This window comes from Autumnicola lenta (genome assembly GCF_031846515.1).
Classification (GTDB): domain Bacteria; phylum Bacteroidota; class Bacteroidia; order Flavobacteriales; family Flavobacteriaceae; genus Autumnicola; species Autumnicola lenta.
The window spans coordinates 169,309-186,786 of the sequence record NZ_JAVRHO010000006.1; the positions used below are offsets into that span (position 1 = coordinate 169,309).

At 38.1% G+C, this 17,478-nt stretch carries 15 protein-coding genes; 5 read left to right on the top strand and 10 right to left on the bottom strand.

Translation table 11 applies throughout. The features are described 5' to 3' along the window. Positions 1 to 4 precede the first annotated feature (4 nt). Positions 5 to 481, bottom strand: a complete 477-nt coding sequence (gene rpsG, locus RM545_RS06050; protein WP_311494416.1) for a 30S ribosomal protein S7 — start codon at positions 479 to 481, stop codon at positions 5 to 7. An 85-nt stretch (positions 482 to 566) separates the two neighbouring features. Continuing rightward, positions 567 to 941, bottom strand: a complete 375-nt coding sequence (gene rpsL / locus RM545_RS06055; protein WP_010230128.1) for a 30S ribosomal protein S12 — start codon at positions 939 to 941, stop codon at positions 567 to 569. Positions 942 to 1,368: 427 nt separating this feature from the next. Here rpsL and RM545_RS06060 point away from each other — a divergent pair, with 427 nt between their 5' ends. The 4 genes from RM545_RS06060 (at position 1,369) to rlmB (ending at position 8,102) form a co-directional block, all read left to right on the top strand. Continuing rightward, positions 1,369 to 4,641 carry a SusC/RagA family TonB-linked outer membrane protein gene (locus tag RM545_RS06060; RefSeq protein WP_311494417.1) on the top strand — a complete coding sequence of 1,091 codons (3,273 nt, stop codon included), beginning with the start codon at positions 1,369 to 1,371 and terminating at the stop codon, positions 4,639 to 4,641. A 10-nt stretch (positions 4,642 to 4,651) separates the two neighbouring features. After that, positions 4,652 to 6,076, top strand: a complete 1,425-nt coding sequence (locus tag RM545_RS06065) for a SusD/RagB family nutrient-binding outer membrane lipoprotein (protein WP_311494418.1) — start codon at positions 4,652 to 4,654, stop codon at positions 6,074 to 6,076. Between the two features lie 29 nt (positions 6,077 to 6,105). Then, positions 6,106 to 7,266, top strand: coding sequence for a hypothetical protein (locus tag RM545_RS06070; RefSeq protein WP_311494419.1), 1,161 nt, complete (start codon positions 6,106 to 6,108; stop codon positions 7,264 to 7,266). Positions 7,267 to 7,361: 95 nt separating this feature from the next. Beyond that, positions 7,362 to 8,102 (top strand): 23S rRNA (guanosine(2251)-2'-O)-methyltransferase RlmB, encoded by a 741-nt coding sequence (gene rlmB / locus RM545_RS06075; protein WP_311494420.1) that lies wholly within the window; start codon positions 7,362 to 7,364, stop codon positions 8,100 to 8,102. A gap of 186 nt (positions 8,103 to 8,288) precedes the next feature. Here the strand turns inward: rlmB and RM545_RS06080 are convergent, their stop codons facing one another. Then, a complete protein-coding gene (locus tag RM545_RS06080; protein ID WP_311494421.1) occupies positions 8,289 to 9,026 on the bottom strand; it encodes a rhomboid family intramembrane serine protease in 738 nt (245 codons plus the stop codon). Between the two features lie 87 nt (positions 9,027 to 9,113). Here RM545_RS06080 and RM545_RS06085 point away from each other — a divergent pair, with 87 nt between their 5' ends. After that, complete coding sequence (locus RM545_RS06085) at positions 9,114 to 10,388, top strand: replication-associated recombination protein A (protein WP_311494422.1); 1,275 nt, start codon at positions 9,114 to 9,116, stop codon at positions 10,386 to 10,388. Here the strand turns inward: RM545_RS06085 and RM545_RS06090 are convergent. The 7 genes from RM545_RS06090 to RM545_RS06120 are packed head-to-tail and all read right to left on the bottom strand — an operon-like array spanning position 10,385 to position 17,391. Further along, positions 10,385 to 11,233 (bottom strand): hypothetical protein, encoded by an 849-nt coding sequence (locus tag RM545_RS06090; RefSeq protein ID WP_311494423.1) that lies wholly within the window; start codon positions 11,231 to 11,233, stop codon positions 10,385 to 10,387. The two genes, RM545_RS06085 and RM545_RS06090, sit on opposite strands and share 4 nt — an antisense overlap. 53 nt (positions 11,234 to 11,286) lie before the next feature. After that, positions 11,287 to 12,696, bottom strand: coding sequence for a DUF5723 family protein (locus RM545_RS06095; RefSeq protein WP_311494424.1), 1,410 nt, complete (start codon positions 12,694 to 12,696; stop codon positions 11,287 to 11,289). A 2-nt stretch (positions 12,697 to 12,698) separates the two neighbouring features. Continuing rightward, positions 12,699 to 13,247, bottom strand: coding sequence for a hypothetical protein (locus RM545_RS06100; RefSeq protein ID WP_311494425.1), 549 nt, complete (start codon positions 13,245 to 13,247; stop codon positions 12,699 to 12,701). Positions 13,248 to 13,299: 52 nt separating this feature from the next. Continuing rightward, the gene (locus RM545_RS06105) at positions 13,300 to 13,989 is read right to left on the bottom strand and encodes a YjjG family noncanonical pyrimidine nucleotidase (RefSeq protein WP_311494426.1); all 690 of its coding nucleotides are present in this window, start codon (positions 13,987 to 13,989) and stop codon (positions 13,300 to 13,302) included. Continuing rightward, entirely contained in the window at positions 13,976 to 15,265 is a 1,290-nt protein-coding gene (locus tag RM545_RS06110; protein ID WP_311494427.1) for a polysaccharide deacetylase family protein, read from the bottom strand. The genes RM545_RS06105 and RM545_RS06110 overlap by 14 nt, the downstream gene beginning before the upstream one ends. Positions 15,266 to 15,275: 10 nt before the next feature. Beyond that, entirely contained in the window at positions 15,276 to 15,974 is a 699-nt protein-coding gene (gene radC, locus RM545_RS06115; protein WP_311494428.1) for a RadC family protein, read from the bottom strand. A 58-nt stretch (positions 15,975 to 16,032) separates the two neighbouring features. Then, complete coding sequence (locus RM545_RS06120) at positions 16,033 to 17,391, bottom strand: UDP-N-acetylmuramate--L-alanine ligase (protein WP_311494429.1); 1,359 nt, start codon at positions 17,389 to 17,391, stop codon at positions 16,033 to 16,035. Positions 17,392 to 17,478 lie beyond the last annotated feature (87 nt).

Genomic DNA, 17,478 nt, shown 5'->3' on the forward strand with positions numbered 1-17,478 from the left:
ATTTCTAGAATCTAAAGTGAGAGAATGCTTTATTAGCTTCAGCCATCTTATGAGTATCAACTCTTCTCTTAACTGCAGCACCTTCTTCTTTAGCAGCAGCAAGAATCTCCGCAGCTAATTTTTGAGCCATAGCTTTTTCATTTCTCTTTCGAGCAAAGCTAATTAACCACTTCATAGCAGTTGATACTTTCCTGTCTGGCCTAATTTGCATAGGTATTTGAAATGTCGCACCACCAACACGCCTACTTCGAACTTCTACGTGCGGCATAACGTTAGAAAGAGCATCTTTCCATATCTCCAAACCGGATTTTTCCTCGTCTTGTTTCTTTTGTTCCACCACGTCAATCGCGTCGTAGAAAATCTTAAAGGCAACCGATTTCTTTCCGTCCCACATCATCATGTTCACGAACCGTGTAACAAGTTGATCATTAAACTTAGGATCCGGTAAAAGTGGTCTTTTCTTAGCCTGTCTTTTTCTCATTTCTTCTTTGTAATAAGTTAATCGTTAATTGTCATCAATAAAAGAAAAGAATCCCCCTACTTTTATCTTTAACTCTAACCTTGTTTTACTTCTTAGGGCGTTTTGCACCGTACTTAGATCTACGCTGTGTTCTACCTTCGACACCAGCGGTATCTAAAGCCCCACGAACGATGTGATATCTAACTCCCGGCAAATCTTTTACCCTTCCGCCTCTAACTAATACTATCGAGTGCTCTTGTAAATTGTGACCCTCTCCCGGAATGTAAGCATTCACCTCTTTTCCGTTTGTCAACCTTACCCTTGCTACTTTTCTCATAGCCGAGTTAGGTTTTTTAGGAGTGGTAGTATACACACGGGTACACACCCCTCTCCTTTGAGGACACGAATCCAAAGCAGCCGATTTACTCTTCTTAGTTATTTTGGCTCTTCCTTTTCGTACTAATTGTGAAATTGTTGGCATAATTTCTTTTACCTAATTATTATTAAATTTTACCTCCCCATTTTTAAGGGTTTGCAAAGGTAGAAATAAAAACAAATTATTCAAACGATAATGAATTAATTTTCAGTAGTTTTTATATATTCCTCTCTTATTATTAAAATAAAACAAGCCTAACTTCAATATTGATAATGCACTCAAATCACGAAAACCTTGTATTTTTTCTAATCGATCTTTAAAAAGAGGTGATTTTATTCATGAAAATGAAGGAAAAACCTCATTCTAAAAAATTTAACATAATTCGTTAATTTTGTTACCCCCTCAAAACTAAGGACCTATGACATGTTTTAACATGCAGCAAAGATAATAGTAATGATTTCATAAAAGATCACTTGTGTAATAAACCTTTTATTATCACTTTTGATATGGCTAATTCAAATAAATTTTTAAAATGAAAACAAAGTTAAGTAGTATTCTAACGCTATTACTGGCGTTTGTTGTGCAAATATCCTTTGCACAGGAAAGGACTATTTCTGGTACGGTTACAGACGAAGACGGTCTGCCCCTGCCTGGAGTAAATGTCCTTATTCAGGGAACATCCACAGGTGTTCAGACAGATTTTGACGGAAATTATTCCATAGTAGCTTCTCAGGGAGATATATTGGTATTTTCTTTCATTGGATTAGAAACAGCAGAATACGCTGTGACAAATGTGGATGAAATCGATGTGGTGCTCTCTAATGACGCAGCACAATTAGACGAAGTGGTAGTAACCGCTTTAGGTATTAAAAGAGAAAAGAAGTCTTTGGGGTATGCAACTCAGGAAGTAGATGGTTCTGAAGTTTCTGATGTTCCTACTCAAAACTTTGTAAATTCTCTTTCGGGAAAAGTTGCAGGTTTAAAGGTTAGTTCAACTGGTACCCTGGGAGGATCATCCAATGTGATCATTCGTGGTAATTCTTCTTTAACAGGAAACAACCAGGCACTATTTGTAATTGATGGAACTCCTGTAAGTAATGCCAACAACAACTCTGTAGATCAACAGAGAGGCGCAGGAGGATATGATTACGGTAACGCTGCATCAGACATCAACCCGAATGATATTGCTTCCATAAACGTATTGAAAGGTGCTGCTGCCACGGCTTTATATGGAGCAAGGGCAGCAAACGGAGCGATTATAATTGAAACTAAAAAAGGTAGCAAAAACAAAGGTATTGGAGTTGCCATTAATAGCACTTTAATGGTCTCTAATGTAAATGATCAGACACTACCTGAATATCAGGACCAGTACGGTGCTGGTTATGGTGCATACTATGATACGGGCTATTTTAACCTCTATGATGTAGATGGAGATGGAAACTTAGATGAGGTCACTCCTTTTACAGAAGATGCTTCCTTTGGTGCGGCCTTCGATGGTCAACCCATTTATCAATGGAATTCCATTTATCCACAGTTAGACACATACCAACAGGCAACTCCTTGGTTGCCCGGCGAAAACAATGCGAATACCATTTGGCAAACAGGCTATACAGCAATTAATTCCATTGCACTAGATGGCGGAACTGATAAGAGTTCTTTTCGTGTAAGTGCTACTAACTTCAATCAGCAGGGGAACCTCCCTAATAGTGAGATAAAAAGAAACACTATAAAGTTTAGTGGGGGGCATGACTTCACAGACAGGTTTAGCGCCCAAACCAATGTCACCTTCACAAAAACAGATGGTAAAGGACGGTATGGTACAGGTTATAGCTCTTTGAACATTATGCAACAGTTCAGGCAGTGGTTTCAAACCAACGTCGATTTGCAGGAGCAGCGAGATGCTTATTTCGCAACAGGAGAAAATATTACCTGGAACCCAAATAACCCAGATAATCTTTCTCCAATATATTCCGATAACCCCTACTGGACACTTTATGAAAATTATCAAACCGATACCCGTAACAGGTATTTTGGTAATATTAATCTTGATTATGAGATAAGTGACGTATTTAGTGTCTTAGGAAGATTTACATTTGACACTTATGATGAGTTACAGGAGGAAAGAATTAATGTAGGGAGCGCTGGTGTATCTGAATATAGCAGATACAATAACAGGGCTGCAGAATACAATTACGATCTTATTCTCAATTTCAATAAAGACATTACTGAAGATCTTAACTTGGATGGAAATCTAGGTATGAATATACGTAGAAATGAAAGAAGTTATATCGATGCGGCTACAAACGGAGGATTAAATGCTCCAGGATTTTACGCTTTAACCAACACAGTTAGTCCGCTCAATCCACCTACTGAGTACGAAATGACAAGAATGCTTGATGGTGTATATGCAAGGGCAGGGGTCGGTTATTTAGGCACCTACTACCTTGAAGGAACTATAAGAAGAGACCGTTCTTCAACGCTTCCTGCTGAAAATAATACATTTTGGTATCCTTCTGTTTCTACCAGTATACTTCTTTCTAACATTGTAGAAGCAAATTGGCTCGATTTTGCAAAGGTTAGGGCGAATTATGCGGAAGTAGGAAATGATACTGACCCATATAATGTTTTCAACACTTATCTTCTTGCCAGTCAAGCTGGAGGATCTGAGTTTTCAGCTTTTGGTAATGCAGGCTGGGCTACAAATGCTAATTCATTAAATAACCTTGATTTACGTCCTGAACGTATGAAAGCATATGAGGTAGGCCTTGAGGCTAATTTCTTAAATCGTTTAATCGGATTCGATCTGTCCTACTATAATTCTCAAACTGAAGACCAAATTACGCCTGTTAGAACATCAACTGCCACAGGATTTACTTCAAAATTATTAAATGCCGGAACAATTGAAAATAAAGGTATTGAGGCACGACTTACTTTAAATCCAATACGAATTGACAATTTCCGATGGACAATGAACATAAACTGGGCTAAAAACGAGAGTGAGGTTCTTGAATTGGCAGAAGGAATCAACAATCTGCAGTTAGACAATAACCTTCAAGGAGGTGTTTCTATAAATGCTGCCCCGGGAGAGCCATACGGCGCTATCCGAGGTACAGCATATGTATACGATCAAGAAGGAAACCGGTTGATCAATCCAAGCGGTTACTATGAGGTCACACCGAATTCAAACTATATCATAGGAAACATACAACCAGACTGGACAGGAGGTGTATCCAATACATTTGAATACAAAAATTTACTATTGAGTTTTCTCATAGATGTACAAAAAGGAGGGGATATTTTTTCACTTGACACCTGGTATGGAACTGCCACCGGTCTTTATGAAGCCAGTGTGGGAACAAATGATCTTGGAAATCCGATGCGAAATACTATTTCAAACGGAGGCGGTGTTGTATTAGACGGAGTACAGGGAGATGTCGAATATGATAGTAATGGAGAATACACAGTAACTAACACTTCTCCAAATGCCACACGTGCAAGAACAGACTATTATGGCAACCCATTCGGATACGCCAGAGCTGCAAATGAAGGGCACGTTTACGATGCTTCTTTCGTGAAATTAAGAGAAGTAAATTTAACTTATAACTTTGGCGATAAGGTTCTTGATAACATTCCTTTCACCAGGGCTTCTATTTCAGTAATAGGAAGAAACCTTTGGATAATCCACAAAAACATTCCTTTTTCTGACCCTGAAGCCGGATTAAGTTCAGGGAATGTTCAGGGGTACCAGTCAGGTGCTTACCCATCTATGAGGGAAATAGGTGCCAGTCTTAAGTTTAACTTTTAAAAAAAATATTATGAAAAGATATATAATTGCTATAACAGCATTCTTGAGCTTATGGTCCTGCCAGACCGATGAGGAGTACGAGAATCTTAACAGGGATCCAAAAAATCCTACCGAGGTAGCTTCAGACTTTCTTTTTACAGCAGCTACTGTAAGTTTATCGGACAACATGGCTAGTCCTAACGTGAACGACGGACTTTACAGATTTCTGGCACAGTACTGGACAACCACCACTTATCTTGATGAACCCAACTATAATTTAACATCAAGGAATAATCCAGATAATGTGTGGTCCGAGATTTATAGAGATGTTCTTTATGACCTAAAAGACGCACGTAGTATTGTAATGGAAAATGAAGAATTAAGTCAGGCTGAAAAAGATGCTCGATTAGGGCAAATAGAAGTTATTGAAGTATATGCCTGGCATGTACTGGTTGATACTTTTGGTGATATTCCATATTCCGAAGCATTGCAACCTGATAATTCTCTACCTGTATATGATAATGATCAGGTTATTTATGAAGACCTTATAAACAGATTGGAATCAGTAGATGAGCTTCTTTCAGCGGGTCAGGGATACACTACCGCCGATGTAATTTACGGAGGTGACATGGATCAATGGTTAAAATTTGCTAATTCTTTAAGCTTAAGACTAGGAATGAGAATTTCGCAATCTAATCCTCAACTTGCTCAGTCTACTGTAGAAAGTGCTGTTTCAGACGGAGTTTTTACATCAAACGGAGATAACGCAACTGTAGAGTACTTAGGCACCTTCCCTAATACAAACCCATTATGGGAAGACCTTGTACAAAGCGGACGATCGGATTTTCTTGCATCTGCAACCATTGTAGACTATATGAATGAGCTTAACGACCCAAGACGTATGTCATATTTTGATGACAATATTAGTGGCAGATATTTAGGTGGTGTTTACGGGGGAAGTAATAACTATTCAGCCTATACCCACATCGGAGATCCGTTTTTAAACCCTACAAGAGAAGGTATTCTTCTTGATTATACTGAGGTTGCATTTAATCTTTCCAGAGCAGCTGAAATTGGCTACTCTGCAGGAGGTGATGCAGAATCACATTATGAAAACGCTATTACGGCATCTATTATGTACTGGGGAGGAAGTGAAGCTCAGGTTACCGCATACCTTGCACAGCCTGTAGTATCTTATGATGGATCTGTTGACCAGTTTGCATTACAGTACTGGATTGCCATGTTTGACAATCCTTTCCAGGGATGGTCCATTTGGAGAAAATATGATGAGCCGCAATTAGTGTTACCAGAAGAATTCGGAACTCCAGTACCATTAAGGTTTACTTACCCTGTAGATGAACAGAATCTTAATGAAGACAACTATATAGATGCATCAGAAGCCATAGGTGGGGATGACCAGCAAACTCCGGTTTTCTGGGATGTAGATATGGAATAATTGCTTTAAACAACATTAAAATGCAAAAAATGAAAAATATACAATACTGGGGTCTTTGCTTATTTATCGCAATAGGCCTGGCTTCATGCGAAAATGAAGAAGATGACTATTTGGTAGATAATTACAAAGACGTTGGAGGTTATGCGAAAATAACAGATCGCAGTCTTAGCCGCTTTGACACCAATGAAGACCTTAACATAGATTTTATCACTGCGGAAGGCGTTACAGCTGAATCTGTAGAAATTATTCAGGATGGTGAGGTCATAGGAACTGCAACAGTATCCGGAGAAAGTGCATCTTTTAATTCCTCTATATTAGGAGACTTTATGTTTCCTGATGATGATGGAGTAGATGAAGAAGAAGGAGAGTATGATATTAGAATCAGGACGACTTATTCGAATGGAAATTTTTCAGAGGATCCGTTCACAGTATCAGTAAGTAAAGTTCTTTCTTTAGGGAACGCAGGAGATGAATACAGTAATCCAACTGAAACAACCATTGATAGTCTGTCATCTGTTGAATTGGCTTATGAAATTAATACTTTTTCTGCACCTATAGATGATGTAACCCTCATGTTCAAAAAGAATGAAGACGGCACCTACACTGGCAGCGGCGCTGACCTTTCTGCCGAAGGTGGATATATTGAGTTATCTGATACTGATTATGAGGACCTTGATTTAATGGTTAATGATACTTTATATTATCAAATTACTGTCACAAGTGGAAGTATGACAGATGTAGTTGAATCTATGGTTGCCATTACTCCTAAAGCATTTACTACATCAAATAATGTTACTCTTACCGATGATCCACTTCTTAATCAGTTAAACCTTTCTACAGGAGAGATTTCAGCTGAAGGTAACGAAGAAGGTGAAATCAGATTTTTGGAACCTACTGGTTTTGAGGTAATAAATGATGCTGGTATTTCTTTTGTAGAAGTAGATGATGATTTCTTTGGTGATGCTGATGTATTAACTGCACGAGCAGCTTTTGAAGAAGGTGATCCTATGACTTCAGTATCAAACCTGGAAAATGGAGATACTTTTGTTTACAAAACCACCAGGGAAGTTGAAGACGAAGACGAAAATGTGGAAACGTTCAACTTCTACGGAGTCTTTAGAATTGGCAATGTTACTTCTGTAGACGGAGAAGTAGTAAGCTATGAAATTGAATACGCTGAAGGATACTAAATTCTTTTTAAGTTTAGATTTTAAAACCACCCACTTTGGGTGGTTTTTTATTTATCAATTATTCAAAACGTAATTTTAAAAACTATCTTTGCCTTATGAATGAAAAAGAAACTAGCAGAATTTTTGGAATAAGAGCAGTTATTGAAGCTATTGAAAGCGGAAAAAATCTGGATAAAATTTACCTTCAAAAAGGTCTTTCCGGAAATCTTATTAAGGATCTGGAGGATAAAATTAGACAAGGAAATTATAATATTTCTTACGTCCCCGTGGAAAAGCTGAACAAGCTAAGTAAAGGTAACCACCAGGGTGTTGTTGCCAGTATATCACCGGTAGAGTTCAAAAGCATGGACGAAGTTGTAAAGGATGCTTTTAATTCCACCTCTACTCCACTCTTCCTACTACTGGACCAATTAACAGACGTCAGAAACTTCGGCGCAATTATTCGAACAGCGGAATGCTGCGGCGTAAACGCAATCATTATACCTGAAAAAGGAGGTGCACCACTTAATGCTGATGCGGTTAAAACCTCTGCCGGTGCAGTTTTTAATGTCCCTATATGCAAGGTTAATCATATTAAGGATGCTGTTTTTTATCTCCAGTCTTCTGATGTTCAATTAGTGGCCGCAACTGAAAAAACAAACGATACCATTTACGACATCGACCTTAAGAAACCTACTGCCATAGTTATGGGAAATGAAGCAAAAGGAGTAAGTAGTTCTATTTTAAAAACAGTTAATCATCGTGCCAAATTGCCGATGATGGGAAAAATAGAATCCTTAAATGTTTCTGTTGCCTGTGGAGCCATTTTGTATGAAGTGGTAAGGCAGAGGTTGTAATTTTTTCAAAGGAATTCTTTAAAGGTTGTGGAGATCAAATGGATGGGGAGATGAAATGGATGTGGAGATGAAATGGATGTGGAGATGAAATGGATGTGGAGATGAAATGGATGTGGAGATGAAATGGATGTGGAGATGAAATGGATGTGGAGACGCGCTATAGCGCGTCTGTTCTCTGTTAAAGATTTAAAAATCTTTATCTCCTTCCTTCTCCTGATTTGAGTACTTATAATGATAAGTGTATTTTAATTCTTCCGGCTCAGGATCTTCGATAAAATTCCCATTTTCATCAAAATGCTTCATAAAATCATCTTCCTCCTCTCTATATTCGGGCTTCTCCCACTCATATTTAGGAGGCTTTGCAATATTTTTTCTGTAAATCAGAGAAAGAAAAAATCCGGAAATAAGACCAGACAAATGTCCCTCCCAGGAAATTTCCGGATCTATAGGGGTAACGTACCATAACATCCCTCCGTATAAGAAAACCACTATTAGTGAAAGTGCAATAAGCCTGTAATGCCTGGAAAAAACCCCTTTAAAAAATAAAAAAGAGGCGAGAACATAGATAATCCCACTTGCACCAATATGATTAGCTTCCCTTCCAATAAGCCAGGTTAATAATCCCGAAGAAAGCAAGCCCAGAAAAAGAACCTGCCAGCTTATTTTTCTATAGAAATAAAAAAGAGCCATAGAGAGGACAAAAAGAGGAATGGTATTATTGAACAGGTGTTTTATCCCGGAATGAATAAATGGAGAAAAAATCACTCCTCTTAAACCTTCGACTTTACCCGGTCTTACACCAAAATTGTTAAAATCGAAGCCAAACCTTATTTCAAACCAAAATACGATCCAGATCACCAAAACGAAAATAACAGGATACCCTATTACCCCGGGAGAAAAAGTGAATGGCTGGGACTGTTTCAAAACTTTGGTTTTAAGATCAATATTACAAAAAAGCAACCAAACCTCTTCCTAATGAAAAGTTGTCATCATAATTATTAATTTAGCCAAATGAACAAACCATTAGCAGAACGATTAAGGCCGAAGAAATTAGAGGATTATTTAAGTCAGCAGCATCTTGTGGGAGAAAAAGGTGCTCTTAAGCAACAACTGAAACAGGGAATTATTCCTTCAATGATTTTCTGGGGCCCTCCCGGAGTTGGAAAAACCACCCTCGCCCATATTATTGCCGAAGAATCGAATCGACCTTTTTTTACGCTTAGTGCAATTAGTAGCGGAGTGAAGGACGTTAGAGAGGTTATAGAAAAAGCCAAAAAAAGTGATGGACTTTTCACAACGAAGAGCCCTATCCTTTTTATAGATGAAATTCACCGCTTTAGTAAATCTCAACAGGACTCTCTCTTAGGAGCAGTAGAGAAAGGCTGGGTGACTTTAATAGGCGCAACCACAGAAAATCCAAGTTTTGAAGTAATTTCGGCACTTCTCTCCAGATGCCAGGTGTATATATTAAAACCGTTTAGCAAGGAGGATCTCGTAGCTTTGCTTCAACGTGCCATGAAAGAGGACAGCATAATAGCCTCCAAAAAAGTCAAATTAAAAGAAACAGAGGCGTTATTGCGACTAAGTGGCGGAGATGCCCGTAAGCTTCTTAATATATTTGAACTACTGGTGACTTCAGCTGAAAACGGAGTTGAAATCACTAACGAACTCGTTTTTGAAAAGGTTCAACAAAATACTGTCCTCTACGATAAAACCGGAGAGCAACATTATGATATCGTTTCGGCTTTTATTAAGTCTATAAGAGGTAGTGATCCTAACGGGGCAGTATACTGGCTCGCACGTATGATAGAAGGCGGTGAAGATGTTAAATTCATTGCCCGTAGATTATTAATATTAGCAAGTGAAGACATAGGAAATGCAAATCCCACAGCACTTGTCATCGCCAACAACACTTTTCAGGCGGTAACCACTATTGGTTATCCTGAAGCCCGGATCATATTAAGCCAATGTACTACTTATCTTGCCACCTCTCCAAAGAGTAATGCAGCTTACATGGCAATTAATAATGCTATAAGCGTAGTAAAGAAAACGGGCAATTTATCTGTTCCTATGGCTATAAGAAACGCTCCTACAAAATTAATGAAAGACTTAGGTTATGGAGATAATTATAAATATGCCCATAACTACGAAGGGAATTTTGCAAAGGAAGAATTCTTGCCTGAAGAAATAAAAAACACTAAACTGTATGAGCCGGGTCAAAACCAGCGGGAAAATGCACAAAGGGAATTTTTAAAAAAACGCTGGAAGAATAAGTATGACTACTAATCCTGAATCCGATAAACAGTTTTTATCATTTCATTTCTATTTTTATCAAAATACTCTACCACAAGATTTCCTTCAGTATCGAAATATGCCAATCCCTGTTTAGTAATTGAAGAATAGATAAAGCTATCCTGTCCTTCAGATTTTATTAGAGACGCAAAAGGCTCTGCCATTCCTTTCTGAAAGAACGAAAATCCGGAATTACTTTCTTCAAGGAAATAAACGGCATTATCAAGAACATAGTAGTCACCATTCTCCTCAGTAACTTCGTTTCCCGTCACTTCTTCTTCAATCTCTTCATCCTCCTGTTCACTCTCTACGGCAATTTGCGGGTTTTCCCCTGGGATTTCAGTTACCACTTCACCCCGGACAGCAGCTACTGCTGTAATGGCATCTTTGCCAGAAGTCTCAGCGTCCTTCTCCGCATACTTGTATTCTATCTCTTCCAATGATTTAAATGCTTCCCTTAAAGCTTCGTGATGTGCCGCTTTAAATTCTTTTTCTCGACTTGTACCTTCTTCAGTTCGAAAAACAACCTCTCCATTGCAGTTTTCTAATAAAACTACAAGCTTAGTGACAAAAAGGTTAGAATCTTCCTCAACATTGGCATATAAACCTAAACAAACATTAGCTTCAAGATCGAATGGTTTTTGCTCGGACTTCATTAAGGTTTTGAATCCATTTTTTTCAAAAAGAAATTTTGTCAGGGCATTTAACTGGTATTCATTTGGAGTATCTAAAAACCCAAAAGACTCAGGAACAACTACATATTTATATTCATTGAGGTTTTGCGCTTTAACTGTTGTTAGGGTCAAAATAAGAGCAATGCTCAAAATGGCAATTTTCATATATATGTTTTTTATCAGGCAACCTCTTCATTGATGCAGGTGATTGTTTACTTTTAATTATCCTTAAAGATAAATTGCATCCCGAATTGAAGAGAAGTGCTGTTGGCTTTTGCGAAATTAGGAAATCCCAGCAAATTATTTGCTGCCAGATAAATATTAAAACTCCCAAAGGTCCTGTGAGCCATTAATCCTACGTTTGTAAATGAATAATCATCAATTGTATAAGCCGCCCGGAAACCAAACTTTTCGGTTATAAGTTTATCGTAATATGCCGTCATGGATAATGCTATTCCTTTAGGGCGGTTAACCCCCGACAGCAATAATCCGGCAGCGTTCATGTATCGGGCTTCCTTTACAAGACGGTAATTACACGGCAGGAAAGCTCTTCCGAAGCCAAATTCCATAGTTGTGTTAAATTTAACAGGTCGCCAGGTCACATAAGGATCTTCTAAGGTTTCGTCCTGTAAATTTGCGTCCACTTCATCTTCAAAAATGTCCCAGTAAGGAATAGCCTCTGTGTTTTCCTGTTCAGGAAATAGCGGTTCAATACCTTCAGTTTCGTAACTCCCGTAATAGCGATAATTTTCTACATCTGTTCGCTGAAACATAATACCTATGTCCTGTACCGCACCCGTAACAATAAATTGTTCATTTACCTTATAAGTAGCACCAAGATCTAAACCAACACCTAAGTTCCCACCCAACATAGAACGCTTAAGTAAATCGGCAGCAGCCTGATCTACAGTATTGTCTTCCTCATCTCTTAAACTGGCAAATCCCGAGGTATTTACCACAATATCAATTTCTGAGGCGGTCTGCCGGTAAAATCCATTCCCACCCTCGTTAAGGGTAGTCGTAAACGTTCCCTGGTTATTTGTGCTCTCCACGTTAAAAATACCCGAGTAAAGCTTAGCTCTGGCCCCAACAGTGAGCTTGCTGTTAAATTTATAATTTAGGCCTAAATGGTAAACTGTCAGCACTTCTGCAGTAAAAGCGGCCTGAGAGAAATCGAATGGTTGATTTATATAATTTGTATTTCCTTCGTTTGCCAGAATAGCAAGATCTTTCGGAAAATACGCAAACACATCTGTTTCCTGATAAACTCCGGCAGATAAATAATTTTGACGATTAAGCCTCCAACCAATGGATAAGATTTCCAATTGCTCATTTACAGAAAAATAATCCCTGTGAGTAAGTTTACGTATTGCATTTCTTACCCGTAGATTTACATTGGGATTGGAATCATCAAAAATATCGAAAGCTGTTACACCGGTAGAACCGGCAGAAAGATGTACCTGTGAAAGAAAAGGTATTCCAAAATGTCCACGGAAGCTTATTTCCGCTCCCGGATTGCTCATCAAGGTTTGCGGAAGACCGTCTACATTATAAAGCAGCGGCTTATTTTGAGAAAATAAAGATAGTTGTATTGAAGAGAAAAAAAAAAAGAAAATCAGTCCCCGCATAGTTAAAACTCAAACTTGAAAAGTCCTTTAGAAGCAAATTCAAGATCGCCGGTAAAGGCTTCTTCATTTGTTTGGACTTCAAGTTCGACAACCATAGTAATTGAATTCTTCACTTGCTCGATCCTATCTGCTCCCATCACTTCAATTCTTTCGGTTGACACCGGATTATCAGAACTCCCGGGGGAAATCGGATAATTTATGCTAAACTGTTTTCTCCCTGAAGCTGACAAAAAGTGTACTCTGCTAACGAAAGCCTGAGGGAAGGTATTAATATTTCTGAAATAAAACTCTACAGAATTTAAATCATTTTGAATATAATCGTCGTCTAAAAACTCCAGTCTTACTGTATCTCTAATAACCGTATGAATATCCTTAGTGACAGGATCCACAAAATCTGCTTCTCCTACCGTATATAATACAAGATTAGATTGGATATCCGGGCTTAGAACAATGTCATTTGCCTGGCCAAAATCCACATCTTTCACACAACCGGTAAGGAACACCCCACAACAGAGAGTTATAATGTGAAATAAGGCTGCATTCTTCTTCATAGCTTTCTAAGCTCTAGAGTAATATGCAACGAACTTAACAAAAGTTTAGTTTTTACAAAAACTTAACAAGGTCTTTTAACGTTTGAATTTGTCTTATGTCGGAAATTTCTGCGGTTTTATAATAGTCAAAATATATTGATTGAAGGCCAGAATTTTCTGAACCTAAAATATCAGCTTCGTAATTATCCCCTATCATTACTGATCTTTCGGCGGCCGCCTTGGCCTTTTCCAGAGCTTTTCTGAATATTAATCCGTTCGGCTTTTTTACTCCGGCTTCTTCAGAAGTAGTTATCGTGTGAAAAAAATCTAAAATTCCAGAAGTAGCCAATTTCCTACGCTGAACCTCTTCGAAACCATTTGTAATAATATGGAGCTTATATTTATCCTTGAGATATGGTAAAATTTCTAGTGTCCCGGTGAGCAGATGCGTATTTTTAGGTAAAAATTCCAGGTAGTCTTTTGATAATCCGAAAATAACATCATCTGATGTTCTAAATTTCATGGAGTCGAAACTGTCCTTTAGCCTTCCGTAGCGCAGCATCTCCTGAGAAACCTTATCATTCCTGTACAACTCCCAATACTTCAGGTTGATCTTTATGTACACTTCCAGAAATTCATTCAGGTTCAGAGGTATATCCCATTTTTTAAATATTTCTGAAAAGGTAAAGCCAGAGTTTTTATCAAAATCCCACAATGTGTGATCCAAATCAAAAAAAACGTGTTCAATGTTATTTAATTTCATAAATCATTTCCACTAATTTATAGTAAATCTCCGCTTGAGCATATTCAGAGAAATCCTGATTTCTAAAAATAGCCCGAAATTCCCCTCCTACTTCACGCACCTGATTTAGCGCTTTTTGAACATCTTCAAAAGCTTTTTCAGGTTTAACATCTTCAAAAATTGCCGAATTAAATACATAAGGATGAACGAGTAATGGAGTAGTCACTTCCATGTTAATATCATAAAACAGGAAAGGCGTACATGTTCCGGCACGAAATCCCAGTGCGTCGGGATATCCCATAGAAAAATCGTTCTTCACCTCCAGCTCCACCAGATTATTAAAATTTTCAGGCAAAGAAAGGTCGTGGCTGGAATTTAAGGAATACTCCAGTGAGCTGTGAATAATATTTTCCATTCTTAGCTTTTCTGTCCTAAGCGTTTTCATGTCCCGCACTGCGTAATAGCCAAGCAATAATCCTACTTTGGCGTAGTCTCCCACATATTTTATTACAGATCTATAAGGGATACGATTGTGATTAATATTTCTATCGTGAATAGTAAAATCGCTTAGCTGAAACATAAAGTACATCTTTAGTTTATGTTTTTTTATGAGAGCTATTAGATCTTCAAATATATTGAATGGATCGTTTTTTACCTTAAAAGCAACTTTAAGACGATCAAAAACCTTGGTAAGGCTCAGCCTAAAAAAATCACGTTGCATTCCCGCTATAGTCCGGAGAATACCCTTGTTCTTGTAGCCAAAGACATGCTCTACAGCTATAATGATATTAGATGAAAATTTCCTGGACTCTACCTCCATGTTTGGAAATCGCTCTGCCAGGACATCCTGAAACTTCAGCGCCCACTTATCTACTACGGGAGAGCTTAAAAAACCCTTCTGATAAGCCAGGCTTTCTGCAACAGGAAAACGTTCTGCCTCGTCTTTAACATGTGGGACATATTCCTCATACCTGCTCAAAAGAAAAAACGAGGATGCGAAAATATCGAAAGGCAGTGCACTAGCTTCTGAAACAGGAAAAAAGCAAACAGAATCTTCCCAGGGGAGCACCTTAATTTCAACTTCAGAAAAACCCTGCTCCATTAGGAGGTCTACCCTCTGAACAAATAATTCGTTTCCCAGGGCTTGCTTTCCATAAGATAATTTCATCCCGTCATGGGCGATAAACTCCTCTATTTTAGAGGTGAATTTTATAGATATCCCTAATATTCCCGTACATAAATGCTTGAAAATATAAATTATACGTGGTGTAATTTTTTGTGTATAAATGAGTAGCATGCAAAAAATATTATAAGATACCTTCGTCTGCGAAGCTAAAGTAGGATTTTTCAGTAACAATAATATGATCCAGGACCTTTATATCTAAGCTTTCAGAGGCTGTTTTCATTTTTTGAGTCAGCTGCTTATCTGCCTCACTTGGATTAAGATTTCCAGAAGGATGATTATGAGTTAGAATAATAGCAGTCGCCCCTAATTCCAATGCTTTTCTAAGGGTAATCCTTACATCCACCAAAGTACCGGTTATTCCCCCTTTGCTTAACTGAAGTTGATCCAGGACTTTATTGGAATTATTTAGGTAAACTATCCAAAATTCCTCGTGTGGTAATTCTCCTATTATCGGTTGCATCAATTCAAACACAGAATTACTGGAAGTAATCTTCTTTCTTTCCAGGGCTTCCTCTACCCTACGCCTTCGCCCCAGCTCCAGGGCAGCCACTATGGTAATCGCTTTTGCTGTACCAATTCCCTTAAATTCGCACAGCTGATTAATACCCAGTCTCCCCAGTTCACTTAGATTATTTTTTGTTGAAGCCAGGATCCGCTTACTCAGTTCCACAGCACTTTCATTCCTGTTTCCCGAACCAATAAGGATCGCTATAAGTTCTGAATCACTTAGGCTTACCCTTCCCTTCTGAAGTAATTTTTCCCGGGGCCGGTCTCCCTCTGCCCAATTCTTTATACTAAGTGTTTCACGTTCCATGGTCATAATAGATTAAAGATAAAAAATGCATTTATTTAGACGCATTAAAACCACTGAAAATGAATTATTTATTAACCCAGGTCCTGACTTCATCGAAATCCAGCCCACAATAATTTCCACTACTCATTAGAAGAAGTACTGAATTTCTTAGTTCCAGGTTTTTTAAGGCTGAGTGAAGCTGAGCCGGATTTGTGAAAACCTTGAGGTGAGGTTTTCGAAATGCTGAAGAAATTTGCTCTTCAGAAATAGAATCGAGCTTCTTTAGCTTTACCGCTTCAGGTGAATAAAACACAAAAGCTTCATCAGCAGCATCCAGGCTTCCATCATAATGCTTTAAGAAATCAGCATTTAAACTACTGTAAGTGTGCAACTCAAGACACGCCACCACTTTACGGCTCGAAAATTGCTCTTTTACAGCTGTCGTAGTAGCTCTTACTTTAGAAGGGCTATGTGCAAAATCTTTAAATATAATAGCTGAATCAGATTCAGCTATTTTTTCCAATCTCTTCGATGCCCCTCTAAAAGTGGCAATTGCCTCATAAAATTCAGCTTCATCAATCCCCATATGCTGGCAAATCCATTTTGCACCAGCAAGATTGCTCAGGTTATGTTTTCCGAAGATCTCAAGAGGCATTTCCCCTTCCGGGGTGGTTACAATCGTTTTTTTATTTTCTATAGAATATTCGGGAGCCTGGTAAGGATGTTTTCTTATAGGATTCTTCGTCTCTTCAGCAATTCTTCGCAATTCTAAATCTTCTTCATTATAAACCAAAATTCCACCATTCACAATTGAGTCCACGAACACTTCAAATTGTTCAACATAACCTTTATAATCAGGAAACACATTAATATGATCCCACGCTATACCGCTAAGCAAGGCGATATTAGGCTTATACAAATGAAATTTAGGTCTACGGTCTATTGGAGAAGACAAATATTCATCTCCTTCAATAAGAATAAAATCATTGTCTTCTGTGAGGTGTACCGAATTTTCATAACCATCCAGAGCGGCACCCACCATATAATCTACAGCCTTATCGTGATAATGCATTACATGAAGAATCATAGAGGTAATACTGGTCTTACCATGAGACCCCCCTATAACTACTCTCGTTTTATCTTTGGACTGTTCAAACAAAAATTCAGGATATGAAAAAATTTGCAGTCCAAGCTCCTTTGCCTTTTTTAATTCAGGATTATCCTCTTTTGCATGCATACCCAAAATAACAGCATCCAGATCTGAGCTAACTTTGGAAGGAAACCAGCCTTGTTCCCCGGGAAGGATACCTTTTTCTTTGAGTTTAGATCTTGAAGGTTCAAATATGGCATCATCACTACCTGATATTTCATAACCTTTATCTTTTAATGCTATTGCCAATGCATGCATGGCACTACCGCCAATGGCGATAAAATGAAGTTTCATAAGGGCAAGTTTTCACAAATGTAATTTAATTTATTTTCTGAAGTAAATCTTACCGGCTAGTTTCCACTATGGATTAGTATTTTTTAA